Annotated in this window: 15 protein-coding genes; 9 read left to right on the top strand and 6 right to left on the bottom strand. The window is 73.4% G+C overall.

The features are described from left to right. Nucleotides 1–38 precede the first annotated feature (38 nt). The 5 genes from ABZ621_RS36035 to eccB all read right to left on the bottom strand — a co-directional run bounded on the left by ABZ621_RS36035 (nt 39) and on the right by eccB (nt 6643). On the bottom strand, nt 39–1343 hold the full coding sequence (locus ABZ621_RS36035) for a S8 family serine peptidase (RefSeq protein WP_360611173.1): 1305 nt from the start codon (nt 1341–1343) through the stop codon (nt 39–41). A gap of 25 nt (nt 1344–1368) precedes the next feature. Next, entirely contained in the window at nt 1369–3183 is a 1815-nt protein-coding gene (locus ABZ621_RS36040) for a hypothetical protein (RefSeq protein ID WP_360611175.1), read from the bottom strand. 6 nt (nt 3184–3189) lie between these two features. After that, entirely contained in the window at nt 3190–3636 is a 447-nt protein-coding gene (locus ABZ621_RS36045; RefSeq protein ID WP_360611177.1) for a hypothetical protein, read from the bottom strand. A gap of 215 nt (nt 3637–3851) precedes the next feature. Next, entirely contained in the window at nt 3852–5123 is a 1272-nt protein-coding gene (mycP, locus tag ABZ621_RS36050) for a type VII secretion-associated serine protease mycosin (RefSeq protein ID WP_360611179.1), read from the bottom strand. After that, a complete protein-coding gene (gene eccB / locus ABZ621_RS36055) occupies nt 5120–6643 on the bottom strand; it encodes a type VII secretion protein EccB (RefSeq protein WP_360611181.1) in 1524 nt (507 codons plus the stop codon). Before eccB ends, mycP begins: the two co-directional genes overlap by 4 nt. 181 nt (nt 6644–6824) lie before the next feature. On the opposite strand from eccB, the gene eccE reads away from it, so the two are divergent. From eccE to ABZ621_RS36100, 9 genes are all read left to right on the top strand, one after another. Beyond that, nucleotides 6825–8189: a type VII secretion protein EccE gene (gene eccE / locus ABZ621_RS36060; protein WP_360611183.1), complete on the top strand. Its 1365-nt coding sequence runs from the start codon at nt 6825–6827 to the stop codon at nt 8187–8189. Then, nucleotides 8189–8905 (top strand): hypothetical protein, encoded by a 717-nt coding sequence (locus tag ABZ621_RS36065; protein WP_360611184.1) that lies wholly within the window; start codon nt 8189–8191, stop codon nt 8903–8905. Before eccE ends, ABZ621_RS36065 begins: the two co-directional genes overlap by 1 nt. Before the next feature lie 151 nt (nt 8906–9056). After that, a complete protein-coding gene (locus ABZ621_RS36070) occupies nt 9057–9290 on the top strand; it encodes a DUF397 domain-containing protein (protein ID WP_189949914.1) in 234 nt (77 codons plus the stop codon). Nucleotides 9291–9714: 424 nt separating this feature from the next. Continuing rightward, nucleotides 9715–12864: an SCO5717 family growth-regulating ATPase gene (locus tag ABZ621_RS36075; RefSeq protein ID WP_360611185.1), complete on the top strand. Its 3150-nt coding sequence runs from the start codon at nt 9715–9717 to the stop codon at nt 12862–12864. 200 nt (nt 12865–13064) lie between these two features. Further along, a complete protein-coding gene (locus ABZ621_RS36080) occupies nt 13065–14948 on the top strand; it encodes a peptide ABC transporter substrate-binding protein (RefSeq protein WP_360611198.1) in 1884 nt (627 codons plus the stop codon). 2 nt (nt 14949–14950) lie between these two features. Beyond that, a complete protein-coding gene (locus ABZ621_RS36085; RefSeq protein WP_360611187.1) occupies nt 14951–16012 on the top strand; it encodes an ABC transporter permease in 1062 nt (353 codons plus the stop codon). Next, on the top strand, nt 16009–16893 hold the full coding sequence (locus ABZ621_RS36090) for an ABC transporter permease (RefSeq protein ID WP_360611189.1): 885 nt from the start codon (nt 16009–16011) through the stop codon (nt 16891–16893). Before ABZ621_RS36085 ends, ABZ621_RS36090 begins: the two co-directional genes overlap by 4 nt. Beyond that, nucleotides 16890–17858 (top strand): ABC transporter ATP-binding protein, encoded by a 969-nt coding sequence (locus ABZ621_RS36095; RefSeq protein ID WP_360611191.1) that lies wholly within the window; start codon nt 16890–16892, stop codon nt 17856–17858. The genes ABZ621_RS36090 and ABZ621_RS36095 overlap by 4 nt, the downstream gene beginning before the upstream one ends. Then, complete coding sequence (locus ABZ621_RS36100; RefSeq protein WP_360611193.1) at nt 17855–18835, top strand: ABC transporter ATP-binding protein; 981 nt, start codon at nt 17855–17857, stop codon at nt 18833–18835. Before ABZ621_RS36095 ends, ABZ621_RS36100 begins: the two co-directional genes overlap by 4 nt. 90 nt (nt 18836–18925) lie before the next feature. Here ABZ621_RS36100 and ABZ621_RS36105 read toward each other — a convergent pair whose 3' ends face one another. Next, a complete protein-coding gene (locus ABZ621_RS36105; protein WP_360611195.1) occupies nt 18926–19861 on the bottom strand; it encodes a hypothetical protein in 936 nt (311 codons plus the stop codon). Nucleotides 19862–20066: the final 205 nt, after the last annotated feature.

Genomic DNA, 20066 nt, shown 5'->3' on the forward strand with positions numbered 1-20066 from the left:
CTCGCGCGGACGCAGGGAGGTTTGTGTGGGTGGTGCTGTCAGGCGGTCGCGCGCCGTCGGCGTGCGATGACCACTCCTGCGGCCGCTACGACGACCACGACCGCCGCGGCGACGCCGATGACGAGACCGGTGCCGCTGCCGCCGTCCGCGTCCTCGGACGCGCTCCCGTTGGAGCCTGCCACAGGCGCGCCGGACGTCTGCTTGCCGTCGGGAGCTTGTGTCGAAGCTGTTGCGGAGGGGGCGGCCGACCCGGACGGCGTACCCGCGGACGCGGTGGCCGAAGGAGCCGTCCCGTCGGCGGAGCCGCCCGTCGGCATGTTGGTCAGGGGGCTGATGTTCGGGTCGCCCGGCTTGCCGATGCCACGGTTGATGTGGGCGTTGGGGCGGACGACTCCGTGTCCGGCCTTGGTGCTGACCGTACCCGGCTTCCAGTCGTCACCGCGACCGGCCGACTCCAGCATGGCGCGGAGCACCTGATTGCCCGTCCAGTCGGGGTGCGCGGACCAGATGAGGGCGGCGGAGGCGGAGGCGATGGCGGAGGAGAAACTGGTGCCGCTGTCGACGCAGTACTTCTGAAGCGTCTTGTCGCAGTATCCGGGAATCTTGCTACCCGGCGCGGCGAGGTCGATCGTCTCGCCATGCTGGGAGTAGTCGGCCACGACGCCGTCTTGAGTCGTCGCCGCCACAGCGACAACTTCGGGGTAACTCGCCGGGTACTGCTTCTTGTTGCCCTTCTCGGCGTTGTTGCCTGCGCCCGCGAAGACCAGCTTGCCCTTGCCCAGGGCGTACTGGACGGCTTCGCGAGCCTCCTCGAGGTAGTAGTCGCTGGCCATGGAGATGTTGATGATCCGGGCGTCGCTGTCAGCTGCGGCCTTGATCGCCTCCGCCATGTCGAAAGCGTTGACGGACTGCTCGTTCTGCCGCTCGGTGTCGGCGATGCGGTACGGGATCACCTTGGCGTCCGGCGCCAGGCCTCTGAGGCCGCCACCCGCTCCCGATCCGACGATGACCTCGGCGAGAGTCGTGCCGTGGCCGGTGTAGTCATCCGTCTCGTCGCCCTTGCTTTCGGACGCGTCCCATCCCTTCAGGACCTTGCCCTTGAGCGAGGGGGTGTCCGGATCGACGCCGGTGTCGATCACGGCAACGGTGATGCCCTTGCCGGTCGTCTTCTTCCAGATGTCCTCGGCACCCATGGCGTCGAGGTACCACTGCTGCGACCGTGCGTCGGCGGCGACTGCCGTCGGGGCGAGCCCGACGAGCGACGTCGTCAGCACCGCGATCGCCGTGGTGCCGAGGAGCGCCCGCCGGAGCCTTCCGCCGCTCTCGATCATTCGTGCCGTCATCCTGACTTCCGAGCCTTCCGAGTGGTTAGTCGATCACCGGCGGGACGGCGCCGCGCCGACGGTTCGTCCAGGTCTCTTCGTCTTCCGTCAGGTAGTCGGGACGCGAAGAGCCGTCGCGGTCCTGTTCGTCGCGGTCCGGGCGCTGGCTGCCGCGGCCGGCCATGCCACGGGGCGTCCCGACCACTCCGTTGGAGCTGGGGGTGCCTCGTCCGGCGGGGCGCGGCGCCGCCTTGGCGTTGTTGGCGCCGACCACGCCGGCCTGGCTGGGACGTGCCCCCGCCGTGCGGCCCGCGGCCGGGCCCTCGCTGCCGACGACCGTGCCCCTCGGGATCCGCGCACCCGTGTTCCCGCCGGTGGGGCGCTGCTGGGTGCCACCCATGATGGGGTTCGCCTTGCCGCCGGCCGTACGGCCCGTCGCGGGCTGCCCGGGGCGGCCCGTCTGCGGCTGGTTGCGGCCTGCCTGCGTGGACTGGGACGTGGCCGGCGGTCCGCCTGAGCGCCCCACGGGGCCGTTGGTACGGCCCGTCGTCGGGGAGTTCGTCGGACTGCCCGGACGGCCCACCATGGGAGAGTTCGTGGGACCTCCCGGGCGCCCCACCATCGGGGAGTTCGTCGGGCCGCCCGAGCGTCCGAACGCCTGCGGGCCGACCGGTCCCTTCGGTCCGCCCGTGCGGCCGACGGCCGGCGAGGTCGTCGGGCCGACCGGACGGCCGAAGCCGGTCCGGCCGGGGGCCGTACGCGGCACAGCCGGGTTCCCGGTGATCTTGGGTCCGCCGGTGCGCGGCGGCGTGCCGAGCGTGAGCGGCGGAGGCATCCCGGGGCCGGTCGGCGGCGGGGTGTTCGTGGGCGCGGTCGGGATGGGAGGCGTGTGCGGGAGGGTGGGCGCCGGCGGCGTCTTGACCGTGTCGATCTGGACCCTCGTGTCGTCCGAGGGCTTCTCGCGGATCGGGTCGGAGCCGTCGAGCTGATCGCCGGTGCGGGGCATCGTCGGGGAGGTGCGGTCCTCGACGGAGCTGATGTGACCGGACGACGCCCTCGACAAGCCGTCGCGAGAGGAGCCCGAACCGGAAACCCCGAACTCCTCGGCTCCACCGACCTTGCCGGTGGGCGGCGGCACCGCCGCCTTGTACGCCTCCGGCGGCTTCGGCATCTCCTGGCCCGCCAGCGTGCTCTGCGACACCGCGTAGAACGACGCCAGGCGGTTCATCTGGTTGATGGCCTCCTGGCGGTCCTTCTCGACCTGGAGGGCCTTCTGGTACTCCTCTTTCTTCTCGGTCTTCTCGACCTCGGTGAACTCCGTGGGCTTCTTCTGGACGGCACGGGTGTCGCGCGGCGGCTTGGCGTTGCGGACGGAGGTCAGGCCGGTGCTGGCGACCTTCATCTGGGAGCCGGCCGCGTTGGCGACCTTGCCGATGTCCCAGGCGTAGGTGGCGACCTCGGAGCCGTAACGCTGGAACTCGACGGCGGCGTCGCCCTTCCACTCGACGCTGCCGACGAAGCTGGTCAGCTCCTTGGCGGCGGCGTTGAGGGACTTCGTGGCGGCTTCCAGGGCCTCGCCCGCCTGCTCCAGCGCGGACGGGTTCGCGCTGTCGAGGAGGTCGAGCATGTCGTTGAGACGGGCTCCCTCGAAGGACGTCGAGCCGTAGACGCTGCCCTTGGGCCTGAGGCGGACATCGCCGCCGAAGGGGAAGGGCAGGCGGATGTCGTCCAGCTTCTCCAGGAATTCCGTGGTCTGGTGCTTGGCCTCGATCTGGGCCGTGTCCTTCGCCTGCTCCTGCTCCTGGGGCGTCAGCTCCGGCTGCGGGGGCTTGCTCGGGTTCGGGTTCTTCTCGTCACTCATCGATCGTCACCTCATGTCCTTCGCAACGCTGCCGGAGTCCTGGCTCTCCTTCGCGGGCTGCGCCGGCTGCTTGCTCCGCGCCTGCTGCTCGCGCTGGATGGCCTCGGCGCGCTCCTCGCTGAGGCGGGTGCGGATCTCGTAGAAGCGCCTGCGCTGGTCCTCTTCGACGTTGCTGTAGCCGACGTCGGCGGCGTGCACGCCGATCTGGAGCAGCTCGATCTGGCCGCTGAGCGACTTCGACAGGGCGACGAGCGAGGAGTGGACCTGCTCGTACGCGGTGAAGAACCCGTCGGCCTCGGCGAAGGCGATCCCCGTGCCGAACGACGAGCGCGTCACGCGGTTCTGTCCCAGTTGCGAGGCGCCGCCGGCGCCGGTCTCCAGGTCCTTGATGACTCCGTCGACCTTGTCCCGGAACTTCTTCAGCGCACCGACGCCGGTCTGAAGGTCACCCACGGTCACCACCCCCGTCACCCGTCACGTGAAACACGAGCCAATCCTCCCCGTTTGCTCCTGCTGTCCTGCATTGCGATCGTGGAGACTCGCCATCCCCGTTCGCGCGCCTACCACTCTAGTGATAGCTACTGACGGCCCCAAGTCTCTTGTTCGTCACGAGACTTCTACAATCGCCCTGCTCACCGGACGCTATCAGGCGTGTGCGTCTGCAATGATCACCGGCCTGGCGCTGCGGTGGCGCGTCTGCGGCGGTGGTCCCGGACGGCGACCGCGGAGCCGGCGATGACCGCGACCAGGACGCCTCCGCTGACGACGACGTAGGTGGCCAGGCGGGCGGCGCGCTGTTCCGGGGTCTCGCCGATGTGGACGGCGGCGGGGGTGGGGGCCTCGGCGCGGGTGACGCCTTCGCGGGCGACGGGCTTCTCGATGGGCTTGTCGTCCTCGGTGAGGGCCCTGACCGGGTCGACGACGCCCCAGCCGACGAGGCGGTCGTGGCCGGCCACGGAGCGTTCCGCGGTCTGCTGGATCTGGGCGACGATCTGCTCCTGGGTCCAGTCGTCGTGCTCGGACTTGATCAGGGCGGCGAGACCGGCGACGTAGGGGGCGGAGAAGCTGGTGCCGTTGTCGGCGCAGTGGCCGCCGAGGGGGACCGTGGAGACCATGTCGACGCCGGGCGCGGCGACGCCGACGAAGTCGCCGGACTGGGAGAACGCGGCGCGTTCGTTGTTGCGGTCGGAGGCGGCGACGGCCAGGACGCCCTCGTACGAGGCGGGGTAGGTGGCCTTGACGTTGCCGCCGAGGCCGTCGTTGCCGGCCGAGGCGACGACGACGATGTCCTTGTCCAGGGCGGCCTTGACGGCCTGCTCCAGGAGCGGGGTGGGCTTGACCGCGTCCGCCGTGTCCTGGGAGATGTTGATCACGTCCGCGCCCTTGGCGATGGCGTGGCGGATCGCGGCGGCCAGGGTCGTCGTGGTGCCGTGGCCGTCGGCGTCGTTCTGCTGGATGGGGATGATCACGGCGTCCGGGGCCAGGCCGACGAAGCCGGTGCCCTTGGCGGGGCGGGCGGCGATGATGCCGGCGACCTTGGTGCCGTGGCCGACGGTGTCGGTGGTGCCGTTCTCCTTGCCGCGCTTCAGCTTGTAGCCGTTGGCGTCCTTGGCGTCCTTCGGGATCAGGTTGATCCCGCTCTTGGCGTCGACGGCCTTGGCCAGCTGGGGGTTGCGGACGTCGACGCCGGTGTCGATGACGGCGACGCGGACGTTCTTGCCGGTGGACTGCGCCCAGAGTTCGTCGAGTTGGACGCGCTGGAGGGACCAGGGCCGGCCCTCGTACTTCTTGTTGGGGAAGTTGCACTGGCCGCCGTCGTCCGCCGCCGCCGTGGAGGCGGTGGAGAGCGGCAGGCCGAGGGCGCAGAGCGTCGTCGCGGCCGCGAGGAGCGGGACGCGCGTGAGCGGCAGGCGCCGGGGCCGGCGCGGCGGCGTGCTCATGAGCCCTGGGGCTGGCGTGCGCCGCCGGTGGAGAGACGGGGGCCGGTGGGGAGGAAGGTGGACCACTCGGCGGGTACGGGCAGCGGCTCGATGTTCTTGTAGCCGAGGCGGTTCTGCGCCTGCTGGGCCTCGGCCTGACGGGCCTGCTTCTCCTCCTCGGAGCCGGAGGAGCCGATGCCGGAGTCGTCGGTGGCGGTGTCGCCGTTGGACTGCATCGCGTACCGCAGGCCGGTGTCGGTGACGAGGAAGAGGAAGCCGGTCGTGGTGGTGGAGCCGGTGAACTGGCGGAAGAGCTGGCCGGAGCCGGGGGTGACGTAGGCGCTGCTGGAGCCGGTCGGCAGGGTGGCGGGGAAGTCCTTGCCCGCCCAGGTGCTGAGGGTGGTGCGGCCGTTGTCGGCGTCGACCCCGCGGAGCACGTTGCAGACGGTGTTGCGGCTGCCCTCGCCGGTGCCCGCCTCGTTGACGGGGACGGGCTCGGCCTTCGGCCACTTCTTGTCCTGGCCGAAGGCGGCGCCCGGCTGGAAGGCTCCGCCGCTGAGCTTGGTGGCCTGGCCGGCCTGGCCGAGCTCGACGAGCTGGCGGCTGTTGAGCAGCAGCTTGGCGGTGAAGTCGGTGATGGGCGCGACCCGGTCCTGGAGGACGACGTACATCTTCCAGCCGGTGCCGTCGGTCGCGGTGAGCACCATGCCGACCTTGGCGAGCTCGGGCGACAGGCCGCTGACCCGGGCGGCGGCGCCGGGCTCGCCGGGGAGCTTCGGGAAGGAGATGGTGTCGCCCTTGTGCAGGGTCTTCAGCCAGGCGTCGGAGACGCGCTGGGCGACGCGGCCCTGGCCGACGAGCTGGCGGAGCAGCAGTTCGTCCTTCTCGACGGGGTACGCGGTCCCCTTGGCGTCGACGACGTAGCGGGTGCGGTCCGGGCCCTCGACGTAGAGCAGTTCTCCGCCGGTGAGGCGTTCCGCGCCGTCGGTCCTGGCCTCCTCGCGGGCGGCGAGGACGAAGGCGGCCTTCTGGATGGCGCGGCCGCCCTCGCCGGGGCGTTCGCAGACGGCCCAGCGCTTGGCGGCGCCGGCCTCCTTCGGCTCGGGGAGGCGGTCGGGGGCGTACGGGATGCCGAGGGTGGCGCCGTGCGGGATCTTGCCGCTGTCGAGCACCGACTCGGCGACCGTGATGATCTTCTCCTTGTCGGGGTCGAGGAGGAGCCTCGCCGACGACATGTTGAGGACCGGGTGGAGCTGGAGCTTGTCGCCGGTCTTGAGGACCACGTACCGGGTCGTCGACTTGTCGGCGATGATCACGTTCTGCCCGGGCTTGTCCCAGTCCTTGGGGGCGACGGGCTTGAACATGCCCCAGGCCCCGAAGACGGCGAGGACGACCGCGCCGACGATGGCGCCCGGCACCACCGCGCGCAGCGGGCGCGGCGCGCCCTCCTCGGAGCCCGTCGAGTTCGGCTGCACGAACTGGGCGACCAATCTCCGCTTCGCGAAGGTGTAGGCGTTCAGTTCGTCGCGTCGTGATGCCATCTGTTGTGTCGTCCCTCTCCCCGCCGGCCGACCAGGTTGCCACACTCGGCGGGTCCTTCCGCCGTCCCGCCGCCCCCTACTATGCCTGGCGGCACCCGTGTCTCACCGCTCAGGTAGGGTGATCGCCCGGTCAACGCCCAGGGGAATTCGGCTATTACGGACACGAGGGGGCAACGCGGCGATGGGTACGGCGACGCGTGCGCGCGACGGGCGGCGGACCAGCGGCCGAGCGCCTCAATCTTCCCGACGGCAACGCAGCAACGAGCGCGGTGAAGCGCGGCGCGGCGCACCGGCGCAGGGGGCCGCGCAGACCGTCGTCCCGGCGACGACGACGCTCCGCCCGCTGTCGCGCACGAGCCGCGTCGGGCCCGTCCATCTCCGTCAGCTCGTGCTGGTGGAGGCGGCGCTCGCGCTGGTGGCCGTCGGTTTCGTGATGGGCGGGCTCTGGCTGGTCCCGACGTGTGTCGTGGCCGGCGTCCTCGTGCTCCTCGCGGTGATACGCCGTCGCGGCCAGGCGGTGCAGGACTGGATGGGGACGGCGCTCGCGCTGCGTTCGCGACGGCGCGACACCGCGCCCTCGGCGCCGGACGCGGACCCGGCGCTCGCCCCGGTCACCGAGAGCGTGCGGGGCTTCGGCGCCCGCCCGTACGTCGACCGCAACCACCGCACCGTCGGCATGCTGGGCGACGGCACGTTCCTGACCGCCGTGCTGCGCGTCGAGGCGAGCGGTTCGGCGCTGCGGCCGGTCTTCGGTGCCCGCGCCTTCCCGCTGACCCTCCTCGGCGAGGCCCTGGAGGTCGACGACATCGTGGTCGAGTCGGTCCAGCTGGTGCAGCAGGTCCGCCCGGCCCCCGCGCCGCACCTCCCCCAGCAGGCCGTGGCCCGCCTCTCGTACACCCCCCTCCAGGAGCGGACCGGGGCGCCCGCGCTACGGCTGACCTGGGTGGCGGTGAAGCTGGACCCCGAGCGCTGCAAGGAGGCGGTCGCGGCGCGCGGCGGCGGCCTGGAGGGCGCGCAGCGCTGTCTGGTCCGGATCGCCGACCACCTGGCGAGCCGGATCACCGGCGCCGGCTTCCAGGCGGTCGTCCTGGACCAGGAGGAGGTCAACTCGACGATCGCGACCGCCGCCTGCACGAGTCCCCACGCGGCCGCGCGGGCGGGCCGGGCGGACGCGGCGCCGCAGCGGCGGACGGCAGAGACCTCCCGCGTCTGGCGGTGCGACGACCGCTGGCACACCACGTACGCGGTCGGGCGCTGGCCCGAGCTGGGCCGGGGCGCGGCGCCGCTGCCGCGCCTGGTCTCGCTGCTGACCTCGGTTCCCGCGTACGCGACGACCTTCAGCCTCACCGTCCGGCGCGGGACGCGCCAGGGCACGATGGAGGTCGGCGGCCACGTCCGGGTCACCGGCGGCTCCGACAACGAACTGGTCCGGGTGCGCCGGACCCTGGAGCAGGCGGCGCGCACCGCGAAGGTCGGCCTGCTGCGACTGGACCGCGAGCAGCTGCCGGGCGTGCTGGCGACGATGCCTCTCGGGGGTGCTCGATGATGGGCCGTGGTGGAGCGGTGAAGGGGCTGCGCGGTCTGATCGGCCCGCGGCACGCGGGGCACACCGTCCCGGCGGCCGAACTCGGCGCGCTCTCCCTCCCGGTGGGCGACGACGGCGTGGTGATCGGCGAGGACTCCGAGGGCCGCTCGCAGCTGGTGGGCTTCCACCGCTCGACGCCGTACGACGTCCTGCTCATCGGCGGTCTGTGGACGGCGCAGGTGCTGGCGCTGCGCGCCGCCGCCACCGGCTCCCGGGTCGTCGTCGAGACCGGCCGCCCGCACGCGTGGGTGGGTCTGGCGCAGGCGGCGGGCGCGGGCCTGGAGTGCATCACCCTCCACGACGTGGGCCGGGTCCCGCCGCTGGGCGCGACCGTCGGCAGCCCGGCCGTCGTGGTGCGGGACTGCGGCATGCGGCCGCCGCGCGGCCGGGTCGTCTCCTCGCCGTGGCAGTCGGTGCTGACGCTCCTTCCGTACCTCAGCCCGGTCGCCCCGCGGCTGATGCGCGCGGCGACCCTCGTCGGAGTCCAGCGGGTCTCTCCGCAGGAGGCCCAGCAGACCGGGCGCATCCTGGGCCTGACGCGGACCGAGGTCGACGCGCTGCCGACGCTCGCGGACGGCGTGACGCTGTGGTGCGCGGGCGGCGAGCGGCACTGGGTCATCACCAACGCCACGGACGCGGAGTCGGGCCTGCTCGGCACGGCCCGGCGCATGGACTGAGAGGAACGGCCCGGCGCGACGGTTCGTCGAAGCGGCCCCCGCGCGGGAGCCGGTGTCCCTAGTATTTCCCCTGGTGGCACGGGTGGGGCCCAACTCCCCCGCGCCACGGGACACATGGTCCGCCGACTGGCCGTGAACGAAAGGAACTCCCATGGGGAGCGCGCAGGAGAAGGACGAGTTGTACGCCCTCGACATCTCGGACGTCGAGTGGATCGGCGCCCCCGGCACGAGCCCGGACGAGGAGCGCGTCGAGATCGCCCATCTACCGAACGGCGCCGTCGCCATGCGCTCCTCGCTGGACCACGGCACCGTGCTGCGGTACACGGAGGCGGAGTGGACGGCCTTCGTGCTCGGCGCGCGGGACGGCGAGTTCGATCTGAAGTGAGCCCACGGCCCCGCCCTCCGGTGGCGGGGCGCGTGTCGGACCGGCGGTCGGGGGCCCGGAAACGGGTACCCGGCCGCCGGTTCGTCGCATCACCCGTTCGGGCAAGGGACAGACGTCGGCGCAAGGCCGGCAAGGCGGCACGCAATACCCCCTGTTGCCCCGGCTCGTACGGTTTCGCCCCCGGCACCTCCTCACGCTCCGCCGCACCGGCGTCACCCTGGCCGCGCTCCCGGACGGAACCGGGGCCTCCGGGGGAGGACGGGCCTGCCGCCCTGACGGCGGGGGCGTTTAGGGTGGGTGGGGGCGCGGCGGAGTATCCCTCGGAACGGTCGCCGGGTCCGAGGGGGAGAGCCGCCCGACCGGCAGCGAACGGTGGCCCCGACGCACGACGGCACAAGGGTGCTCGACCACACCAGGAGGCAAAGTGAACGGCGATCGTGACGAGATCCGCGGGGGCTGGAACGTGCCCGCCGACGAGTCCGACGCGGATCCCGCCGAGATGACGGGTGAGTTCACCATCGACTACACCCCGCCGGCCTGGTACACGCAGAACGCGCCGGGTGGTTCGGGAAGCGTCGGTGCCACTCCCCCGCCGCCGACGGGTGCGCCGCTCCCGGTGCCCGGGACGCCCCCGGCCGGCCTCCAGCCCGGCTGGACGCAGGCTCCCCAGCAGACCGCGCCGCAGACCCCGCCGCAGACCCCGCCGCCGGGGCCCTACGGGGCGTACGGCTCCGAGGCCGGCGCCCCCGGCACGCCGCCCGGCTACCCGGCGGCCCCCGCGCCCGCGCCCCAGGGCGGGTACGCCCCCGAGGCCGGTGCCCCGGCCGCGTACCCCCCGGCCGCGCCCGTGCCGGGCCGGATCCCGGGGCAGGCGCCCGCGCCCGGACCGTACGAGGGGTACGGCTCCGAGCCCGCCGCGCCCGGCGTGCCGCCCGCGTACCCGGCGCCCGCGCCCGCGCAGCCGGCCCCGGCGGCGCCCTTCGGCGGCGGCGATCTGGAGAGCGGCTCCACCATGCGCTTCAACCCGGCCGCGCTGCGGCAGGACGACGCCGCCGCGCAGCCCGTGCCCGACGCGGCGGCCGGCCCCCTGCCGGGCTCCCCGGAGGCCGCGGGCCTGGCCCGCGCGGACGTCCCGCCGGTCCCGGCCGCGGACGGGTCGGCCCCCGCCGCCGAGGCGGAGGACCCGCGCGCGGCCGCGGAGCCGACGCCGGAGGTTCCGACGGCGGAGGTCGCGGCCGAGCCGACGACGACCGAGCCGGAGGCCGAGCCCGAGTTCGAGTTCGATTCCGAGTCCGAGGCGGTGGTCGCGGCCGACGTCACCGACTCCGCCGACGCCGACACGGACCGGGAGACGGAGACGGAGACGGAGACGGACGAGTCCGCCGCCGCCGTGGAAACCGACGCCGACTTCGAGGTCGCGCCCGCCGACGCCGTCCCCGCGGCCGCTCCGCTGCCCGCCGAGGGCGCCCCGGTCGAGGCCGCCGCCCCGGCCGACGCCGTCGTCCCGGCCGACGCGGGCGGTGCCCTGCCGCCGCTGCCGCCGGACTTCCCGCCCGCCTCCCCCGAAGCACCGCAGGCCCCGCAGGCCCCGGCGCCCGCGCAGCAGTGGCCCGGGCAGCCGGTGGCCGGCGCGCCCGGAGCCGTACCGCCGCAGGGCGGGTACGGGTACCCCCAGGGCGCCGCCCTGCCTCCGCAGGCACAGCCGCACGCACAGCCGCCGGCCCAGCCGCAGGCACCGGCTCCCGCCCCCGGCGCGCCCGCCGGCTACGGCTATCCGCAGCCGCCGGCCGCCGCGCAGGGCGGTTACGGCTACCCCCACCCCGGCCGGCACCCGCAGCCCCAGCCTCAGCCCCAGCCGTCCGCTCCGACGCCCGCCGGGCAGGGAGTGCCGCCGCAGGCCCCCGTCCCGGGCGGATACGGCTACCCGCAGGGGCCCGGCGAGCAGGCGCCGCAGGGGCCGGAGGGGTACGGCTACCCGCCGGGCGGCGTCGACCCCCGGACCGGGGCGGCCTGGCCGCAGTCGGTCACCCACGACCAGCGCGAGCGGTCCGTGCCGGGCGCCCCGCTCGGGTACACGGCCGCCGTCGAGCTCTCCTCCGACCGGCTGCTGCGCAACAACAAGCAGAAGCCGAAGTCGAGCCGGAACCCCGGCGCGGCCTCCCGCTTCAAGCTGGGCGGCAAGAAGGAGGAGCAGGAGCGGCAGCGGAAGCTGGACCTGATCCGCACCCCCGTCCTCTCCTGCTACCGGATCGCGGTCATCTCGCTCAAGGGCGGTGTCGGCAAGACCACGACGACGACCGCGCTCGGCGCGACCCTGGCCACCGAGCGGCAGGACAAGATCCTGGCGATCGACGCCAACCCGGACGCCGGCACGCTCGGCCGCCGGGTGCGGCGCGAGACCGGGGCGACCATCCGCGACCTGGTGCAGGCGATCCCGTACCTCAACTCGTACATGGACATCCGCCGGTTCACCTCGCAGGCGCCGTCCGGCCTGGAGATCATCGCCAACGACGTGGACCCGGCCGTCTCGACGACCTTCAACGACGAGGACTACCGGCGGGCCATCGACGTCCTCGGCAAGCAGTACCCGGTGATCCTCACCGACTCCGGCACGGGTCTGCTCTACAGCGCCATGCGCGGGGTGCTCGACCTCGCCGACCAGCTGATCATCATCTCCACGCCGTCCGTGGACGGCGCCTCCAGCGCCTCCACGACGCTGGACTGGCTGTCGGCGCACGGCTACGCGGATCTGGTGCAGCGCTCGATCACGGTCATCTCGGGAGTCCGCGAGACCGGCAAGATGATCAAGGTCGAGGACATCGTGCAGCACTTCCGCACCCGCTGCCGGGGCGTGATCGTGGTGCCCTTCGACGAGCACCTGGCGGCCGGCGCCGAGGTGGACCTCGACATGATGCGGCCCAAGACCCGGGAGGCGTACTTCGACCTCTCGGCGATGGTGGCCGAGGACTTCGCGCGGGCGCAGCAGGCGCAGGGCCTGTGGACCGGCGACGCCCAGGGCGGCATGCCGCCGCACATGGCGCCGCCGATGCCGGGCCAGTACGCCCCCGGTCAGCCGATGCCCGGTCAGCCCTCCCCCGGTCAGCCGTACGGCGCCCCGCCGGTACCGGGCCAGCCGTACCCCGGGCAGCCGATGCCGGGTCAGCCGATGCCGGGCCAGGCCGCGGCCGCGCCCGGACAGCCGGGACAGCCCGCCCCGGGGCAGCCGTACGGCGCTCCGCCCGCGCCCGGACAGCCGTACCCCGGGCAGCCGGTGCCGGGGCAGTACGCCCCCGGTCAGCCCGCGCCCGGTCAGCCGTACCCGCCGCAGGGCCAGCCGCAGCCGTACCCCCAGCCCGGCCAGCCCGGAATGCCCGGTCAGGGCGGATATCCCGGTCAGCCGTACGGGCAGCAGCCCTATCCGCCGGCGGCGACTTCCGGCCAGCCGGGGCAGCCCGGGCAGCCTCCGCAGCCGTACGGGCAGCAGCCCGATCCGGGGCAGCCGTTCGGTCAGCCGCTGCCTCCGCAGGCCCCGCCGCAGGCGCCCCCGCAGGCGCCGCCAGCCCCTCAGCAGTAGGGCGTCACAGGAGTAGACCAATGAGGCTCCGTACCGGTTCACCGGTACGGAGCCTCCTTGCATTCCCGCAGTCCACACGGGGTTTGAGTCATCGTTGACGACGGCAGACCACCGCTGATACATCTTCGCTTCACTTGACGTCAGCCCAAGATCCACGACTCCACGACAGATCCCCCGACGCGAGGTCACGTCCCATGGTCATGGTCACGAAGGTTCCCTCCCGCCCACTCTCCCGCCGGCCGGACCGGCCCCGCCGGACCGCACGTCTCCTGCTCGCCGCCGCCCTCGCCACCGCCTCGCTCGCGGCCCTCCCCGCCACCGCGACCGCCACCGCGGCCGCCGCTCCGGCCGCCGCCGGGGACGAGAAGTCCGGCGGTACGACGCTCACGGTGGCCGTCTCGCAGAGCATCGACTCGCTCAGCCCGTTCCTGGCCCAGAAGCTCACCTCGACCAGCATCCACCGGCTGGCCTACGAGTACCTCACCAACTACGACGCGAAGGACGCGAGAACCGTCCCGGCCTTCGCCACCGAGTGGTCCGCCTCGGCGGACAAGCTGACGTGGACGTACAAGATCCGCGAGGACTCCACCTGGTCCGACGGGAAGCCGGCCACCGCCGAGGACGCGGCCTGGACCTTCAACAAGATGATGACCGACCCGAACGCGGCCACCGCCAACGGCAGCTTCACGGCCAACTTCGCCGAGGTCACCGCCCCCGACCCGCGCACCCTCGTCATCCGGCTGAAGAAGCCGCAGGCGACGATGACCGCCCTCGACGTGCCGATCGTGCCGAAGCACGTGTGGGAGAAGGTCGGCGACTTCTCGAAGTTCAACAACGACCAGCAGTTCCCGATCGTCGGCAACGGCCCCTTCGTCATCACCGACTTCAAGGTCGACCAGTACATCAAGCTGAAGCCGAACAAGACGTTCTGGCGCGGCGCCCCCAAGTTCGACGAGCTGGTCTTCAAGTACTACAAGGACGGGGACGCGGCCGTCGCCGCCCTCCAGAAGGGCGAGGTGTCCTTCGTACCGAACCTGACGCCCGCCCAGGCCGCGGCGCTGAAGACGCAGAAGGACATCAAGGTCAACGACGCCCCCGGGCGCCGCTTCTACGCGCTGGCCACCAACCCCGGCGCCCGCGCCCAGGACGGCAAGACCTTCGGCAACGGCCACCCGGCCCTCCTCGACCCGGCCGTGCGCAAGGCGCTCTTCCTCTCCGTCGACCGCGCCACCCTCGTCGACAAGGTCTTCCAGGGGCACGCCGTCGAGGGCGAGGGGTACATCCCGCCGCGCTTCGGCTCGTACTTCTGGAAGCCGGGCCCGGAGCAGAAGCGGACGTACGACCCGACCGGCGCCGACAAGCTGCTCTTCGCCGCCGGGTACAGGAAGGACGGCGAGGGGAAGCGGCTCGGCAAGGACGGCAAGCCGCTGAACTTCCGGATCCTGTGCCACGCCACCGACCCCAACGACAAGGCGGTCGGCAAGTACCTCCAGGAGTGGTGGGGCGCGCTCGGCATCGGCCTGACTGTCGAGTGCCTGGACAGCGTCTCCGACCCGTGGGTCAAGGGCGACTACGACCTCGCCTTCGACGGCTGGTCGGTCAACCCCGACCCGGACTACGTCCTCTCCATCCACACCTGCGGCACCCTCCCGGCCACCCCGAAGGACACCGGCGCCACCGACAACTTCATCTGCGACAAGGAGTTCGACGCGCTCTACGCGCAGCAGGCGGTGGAGTACGACACCGCCAAGCGGGCGGACCTGGTCAAGCGGATGCAGTCCCGGCTGTACGACACGGGGTACATGAACATCATGGCCTACCCGAACGCCCTGGAGGCGTACCGCACCGACCAGATCGCGTCGATCACCACCATGCCCGAAGCGGCGGGCAACCTCTGGGGGCAGGACGGCTACTGGTCCTGGTGGTCGGCCGTGCCGGCCGCCTCCGCCGGCGGCTCCGGGGACGGCTCCGGCTCCTCCTCGACCGGCGTCCTGATCGGCGTCGGGGCGGCCGTGGTCGTCGCCGCCGGCGGACTGCTCCTCTTCCGGATGCGCCGGCGCGCCACCGCCGACGACCGCGAGTAGCGATGACGACGGCAAGCACCCCCGCCGGCGTGGCGCGGGCCGAGGAGGCCCGCGCCACGGACGGCGCACCCCGCACCGGCGTCGCCTCCGGCTATCTCCGCCACGCGGCGGGGAAGCTGGGCGGCGCGCTCGTCTCCCTCTTCGCCGTCCTGGTCACCAGCTTCTTCCTCTTCCGGATCATCCCCGGTGACCCGGTGAAGGCGATGACCCACGGCATCCCCACCTCCGCCGAACAACTGGCCACCCTGCGCCGCCAGTTCGGCCTCGACCTGCCGCTGTGGCAGCAGTTCACCGACTACTGCGCCAAGGCGCTCACCGGCGACCTCGGCACCTCCTTCCAGTTCCGCGCCCCGGTCGGCGAGCTGATCGCGGCGAAGCTGCCCGCGACGCTGCTGCTCACCGGCGTCGCCGTGGTGCTCTACTCGGCGCTCGGGCTGTGGCTCGGCACCCGCTCGGCGTGGCGGCACGGCCGCCTCGGCGACAAGGTGAACACCGGCATCGCGCTCACCCTGTGGTCGGTGCCGTCGTTCTGGCTCGGACTTCTGCTGATCATCGTCTTCTCGGTGGGCATGGGCCCGGTCCCGGGGCTCTTCCCGACCGGCGGCATGGAGTCGGGGACCGGCGAGACCGGCTTCGCGTACGTCCTCGACGTCGCCCACCACCTCGTCCTCCCGGTGGTGACCCTGGTCGCGGTCGGCTACGCGCAGACGCTGCTCGTGATGCGCTCCTCGCTGCTCGACGAGATGGGCGGCGACTATCTGACGACCGCCCGGGCGAAGGGGCTCAAGGACGACGAGGTGCGGCGCCGGCACGCGGTGCCCAACGCGCTGCTGCCGACCGTCACCATGGTCTTCATCAACCTGGGCCACGTGGCGGCCGGTTCGATCCTGGTGGAGACCGTCTTCTCCTGGCCGGGGCTCGGCGGACTCTTCTACCAGGCGCTCAGCGTGCCCGACCTCCCGCTCGTCCAGGGCCTGTTCGTCGTCTTCGCCGGAGCGATGATCCTGATGAACCTGATCGCCGACCTGCTCTATCCGCTGCTCGACCCCCGGGTGGGCCGATGACCTCTCTCACATGGGAGCGCCGCAGGGGCTCCGCGGCCCGCTTCTGGAAGGCGTACCGGAACCACCGGGCGGGCCTGTACGGGCTCGCCGGCCTGGCCCTGATCGCGCTGCTCGCGCTCACCGCCCCCTGGACCGTCGGCGCCGACGTCCAGTCGGTGACGAACGCCCCGGGTACGGCCCTGGAGCCGCCGAGCGCGGAATTCCCGCTCGGCACCGACCAGTTCGGGCGCTCACTGCTCGGCCTGCTGGTCTGGGGCGCGCGGATCTCGCTGCTCGTCGGACTGCTCGCGGCGACGCTGTCCGTCGCCATCGGCACCCTCGTCGGGGTCCTCGCCGGCCACTACGGCGGCTGGCTCTCCACGGTCGTCATGCGGATCACCGACTGGTTCCTGGTGATGCCGACCCTGGTCCTCGCGATCGTGCTCGCGACGGTGATGTCCCGGTCGATGTGGACGGTGGTGCTCGCCATCGGCGTCACCTCCTGGCCGACCACCGCCCGGCTCGTGCGGGCGCAGACGATCGCCGTCGAGTCCCGCCCGTACATCGAGCGGGCCACCGCGCTCGGCGGCGGCCACCGGCACGTCATGGCCCGGCACGTGCTGCCGAACGTGATGCCGCTGGTGCTCGCGCAGACCACCCTCGGCATCTCCACCGCGATCCTCACCGAGGCCACCCTCGCCTTCCTCGGCCTCGGCGACCCGACGGTCGTCTCCTGGGGCGGCATGCTCCAGGACGCGCGCGAGGCGGGCGCGGTCTCCTCCGGGCACTGGTGGTACCTGGCCCCGCCCGGGATCGCGATCGCGCTGGTCGCGCTCGCCTTCACGCTCTGCGGCCGGGCCGTCGAATCCGTGCTCAACCCGAGGCTGGGGGTGGGGCGTTGAGCCTCCTGGAGATCAGGGACCTGAGGGTCACCTACGGCTCCGGGGCCGGGGCCGTACCCGCCGTGCGCGGGGTCGACCTCAGCCTGGAGGCCGGGTCGAAGCTGGGCGTGGCCGGCGAGTCCGGCTGCGGCAAGTCGACGCTGGCGCTCGCCCTGCTGCGGCTGCTGCCGACGACCGCCCGGCTCGAAGGGGAGATCGTCCTCGACGGGGAGGACGTCCTCGCCATGAAGTGGGGCCGGCTGCGGGCGGTCCGCTGGGCCGGCGCCTCGATCGTCTTCCAGGGCGCGATGCACTCGCTGAACGCGGTGCGCAGGATCGGCGACCAGATCGCCGAACCGCTCCTGGTGCACCGGCGGGCCACCCCCGCCGAGGCCCGCAAGCGGGTCGCCGCCCTCCTCGAACAGGTCGGCCTCCCGGCCTCCCGGGCCGCCGGCTATCCGCACGAGCTGTCCGGCGGACAGCGCCAGCGCGTGATGATCGCGATGGCGCTCGCCTGCGAGCCGCGCCTGATCGTCGCCGACGAGCCGACCACCGCGCTCGACGTGATGATCCAGGCGCAGATCCTGCGGCTGATCGAGCGGCTCGTCGCCGAGGAGTCCATCGGCCTGATGATGATCAGCCACGACCTGGCGGTGCTCGCCGACACCTGCGACCGGCTCGCCGTCATGTACGCGGGCCGGATCGTCGAGGAGGGCCCGGCCCGCGAGGTGTACCGGGCGGCCGCCCACCCCTACGGGCGGGCGCTGTCCTCGGCGTTCCCCCGGATCGGGGACCCGGCCTCGCGGCGGGCGCCGCGCGGCCTGCCCGGCGACCCGCCGGACCCGGCGGCGCTGCCGGACGGCTGCGCCTTCCACCCGCGCTGCCCGGTGGCGGTGGCGCGGTGCGCCGAGGACGACCAGGAACTGCGGACGGCGGGCGCCGGGCACCGGGCCGCCTGCGTCCACGTGGGGAAGGAGAGCCGATGACGGAGGCGCTGCTGACGGCGAGCGGGGTGCACGTCGCCTTCCCCGGGCGGCGCGGCGCGCCGCCCTCCCGGGCCGTCGACGGGGTGGACCTGGAGATCGGCGCGGGCGAGATCGTGGCCCTGGTCGGCGAGTCCGGCTGCGGCAAGACGACCCTGGCGCGGACCCTGCTCGGCCTGGTGAGGCCCGGGGCCGGCACGGTCTCCTTCGCCGGGCGGCCGCTCGCGTACTCCGGCAAGGCGCTCAAGGCCTACCGCCGGCGCGCCCAGCTCGTCCTCCAGGACCCGAGCGGCTCCCTCAACCCCCGGCACACCGTGTACGAGGCGGTCGCCGAGGGCCTGCGGATCCACGGCCACGAAGGCGACGAGCGCGCGGCGGTCGCGGAGGCCCTCGCCCGGGCCGGACTGCGCCCGCCCGAGCGCTTCTTCCTGCGCTACCCGCACGAGTTGTCCGGCGGGCAGCGCCAGCGGGTGGTGATCGCCGGGGCGCTCGTCCTGGAGCCCGAACTCATCGTCGCGGACGAGCCGGTGGCCTCCCTGGACGCCTCGGTACGCGGCGAGATCCTCGCCCTGCTGCTCCGGCTGCGCGACGAACTCGGCCTCTCGGCCCTGGTGGTGACGCACGACCTGGGCCTGGCGTGGAACATCGCGGACCGGGTGGCGGTGATGTATCTGGGCCGGGTGGTGGAGACGGGCCCGGTCGAGTCGGTGCTGACCGCGCCCCGCCATCCGTACACCCGCGCGCTGCTCTCGGTGCTGCCGGAGTCGGAGACGGCCCCGGTGGTGCTCGCCGGCGAGCCGCCGGACCCGGCCCGGATCCCCGGCGGCTGCCGCTTCCACGCCCGCTGCCACGTCCTGGCCTCGGGCGAGGCGGCCCCGGTCGCCGACCGCTGCCGTACGGAGCCCCTGCCGGTCCTGCGCGCGGGCGGCGGGGAGCGCGGCGTGGCCTGCCACTGGGCGACGGCCCGGGACGACGGCTGACCCCCGCGCGACCGCCCGGCGACCCTGGGGGGCGGCGGGTCGCCGGGCGGTGGTGCGGGGGGTGGGGGGTGTCCGATGCGCGGGTGGGGATCAGCCGGCCGGCGGAGCTCCCACCGGAGCCGCGTGCTGGGCGCCCACCGGCGCGGCCGGCTTGGCACCCACCGGGGCCGCCGGCTTCGTGCCGGACGGGGCCTGCGGCTTCGTGCCGGACGGGGCGGCCTTCGGCAGCACCTCGCAGGCGCTGATCGAGGTCCGCGTCGAGACCGACTTCACCGTGCAGGTGTCCTTCCCGACGCCCGCGTCGACCATGCCCCAGTGCGGCCCGACCGTGAGGATCGCGCCGCCGGGGCCGCTGATCGTGTCGTCGCCGGGGCCCGCCTGGATGAGGCCGCCCGACTCGGGGCCGAGGCCCGCGGCCTCGATGGTGTCGGCCTCGCTGCCGCCGAGCACCCGGCCGGAGAAGTCGACGACCCCGACCTTGATGGTGTCGGCGCCGTCGTTGCCGGTGACGATCCCGCCGCCCCGGTTGAACTTGCCGGGCGCGCCGCTCACCGAACCGGTGGTGATCTTGTCGTCGCCGTCGTCGCCGTGCACGACGGCCCCGTGCTCGGCGCCCTCGCCGACGACCGTGGCCACCTTGATGACGTCGTTGCCGCGGTTGCCGCGGACCATGCTGGAGGCGTTCTGCGGCACCAGGTGCTTGGCCCGGATGACGTCGTCGCCGTCGCCGCCCATGACGGCCGAGTCGATGACCAGGCCGCGCACCTCGATCATGTCGTTGCCGCCGCCGCCCCAGACGGTGACGTTCTCCAGGTCGCTGTCGCAGAAGATGTTGTCGTCGCCCGAGGTGCCGTTGACGAGCTCGCCGGGCGGGGCGGACACGCCGTTGACCCAGCACTGGTGCATCGGCACCCGGGCCGCGGCCTGGGCGGGCGCGGCGGTGTACGAGGCGGCGGCTGCTCCGGCGAGCAGCGCGGCGAGCACCGCGGGGCCGCGCGGGCGGCGGGAGGGCGGCGTGGATGGCATACGACTCTCCTTGCAGGACGACAACGAACTACGACGGACGACGACGGACGACGACTGCGGACTGCGACTGCGGACCGCGGCCCCGGGGCGGCCCCGGGGGCGGGCCGGGGTCAGGCCCGGCTGCGGGGGGGCTGGGAGCGCGGCGCGAGGTCGGAAGAGCGGGGGGGTGGGGAAGAGTGTTAGAGGAAAGGTGTTGTTTTAGGGG

The organism is Streptomyces sp. NPDC007863 (assembly GCF_040633895.1).
In the GTDB taxonomy this organism is placed as follows: domain Bacteria; phylum Actinomycetota; class Actinomycetes; order Streptomycetales; family Streptomycetaceae; genus Streptomyces.

Excerpts from the sequence above, each read along its gene's own strand:
- ABZ621_RS36035 (WP_360611173.1), bottom strand. The coding sequence starts at position 1,343 with ATGACGGCACGAATGATCGAGAGCGGCGGAAGGCTCCGGCGGGCGCTC.
- ABZ621_RS36040 (WP_360611175.1), bottom strand. The coding sequence starts at position 3,183 with ATGAGTGACGAGAAGAACCCGAACCCGAGCAAGCCCCCGCAGCCGGAG.
- mycP (WP_360611179.1), bottom strand. The coding sequence starts at position 5,123 with ATGAGCACGCCGCCGCGCCGGCCCCGGCGCCTGCCGCTCACGCGCGTC.
- eccB (WP_360611181.1), bottom strand. The coding sequence starts at position 6,643 with ATGGCATCACGACGCGACGAACTGAACGCCTACACCTTCGCGAAGCGG.
- eccE (WP_360611183.1), top strand. The coding sequence starts at position 6,825 with ATGGGTACGGCGACGCGTGCGCGCGACGGGCGGCGGACCAGCGGCCGA.
- ABZ621_RS36065 (WP_360611184.1), top strand. The coding sequence starts at position 8,189 with ATGGGCCGTGGTGGAGCGGTGAAGGGGCTGCGCGGTCTGATCGGCCCG.
- ABZ621_RS36070 (WP_189949914.1), top strand. The coding sequence starts at position 9,057 with ATGGGGAGCGCGCAGGAGAAGGACGAGTTGTACGCCCTCGACATCTCG.
- ABZ621_RS36080 (WP_360611198.1), top strand. The coding sequence starts at position 13,065 with ATGGTCACGAAGGTTCCCTCCCGCCCACTCTCCCGCCGGCCGGACCGG.
- ABZ621_RS36085 (WP_360611187.1), top strand. The coding sequence starts at position 14,951 with ATGACGACGGCAAGCACCCCCGCCGGCGTGGCGCGGGCCGAGGAGGCC.
- ABZ621_RS36090 (WP_360611189.1), top strand. The coding sequence starts at position 16,009 with ATGACCTCTCTCACATGGGAGCGCCGCAGGGGCTCCGCGGCCCGCTTC.
- ABZ621_RS36100 (WP_360611193.1), top strand. The coding sequence starts at position 17,855 with ATGACGGAGGCGCTGCTGACGGCGAGCGGGGTGCACGTCGCCTTCCCC.
- ABZ621_RS36105 (WP_360611195.1), bottom strand. The coding sequence starts at position 19,861 with ATGCCATCCACGCCGCCCTCCCGCCGCCCGCGCGGCCCCGCGGTGCTC.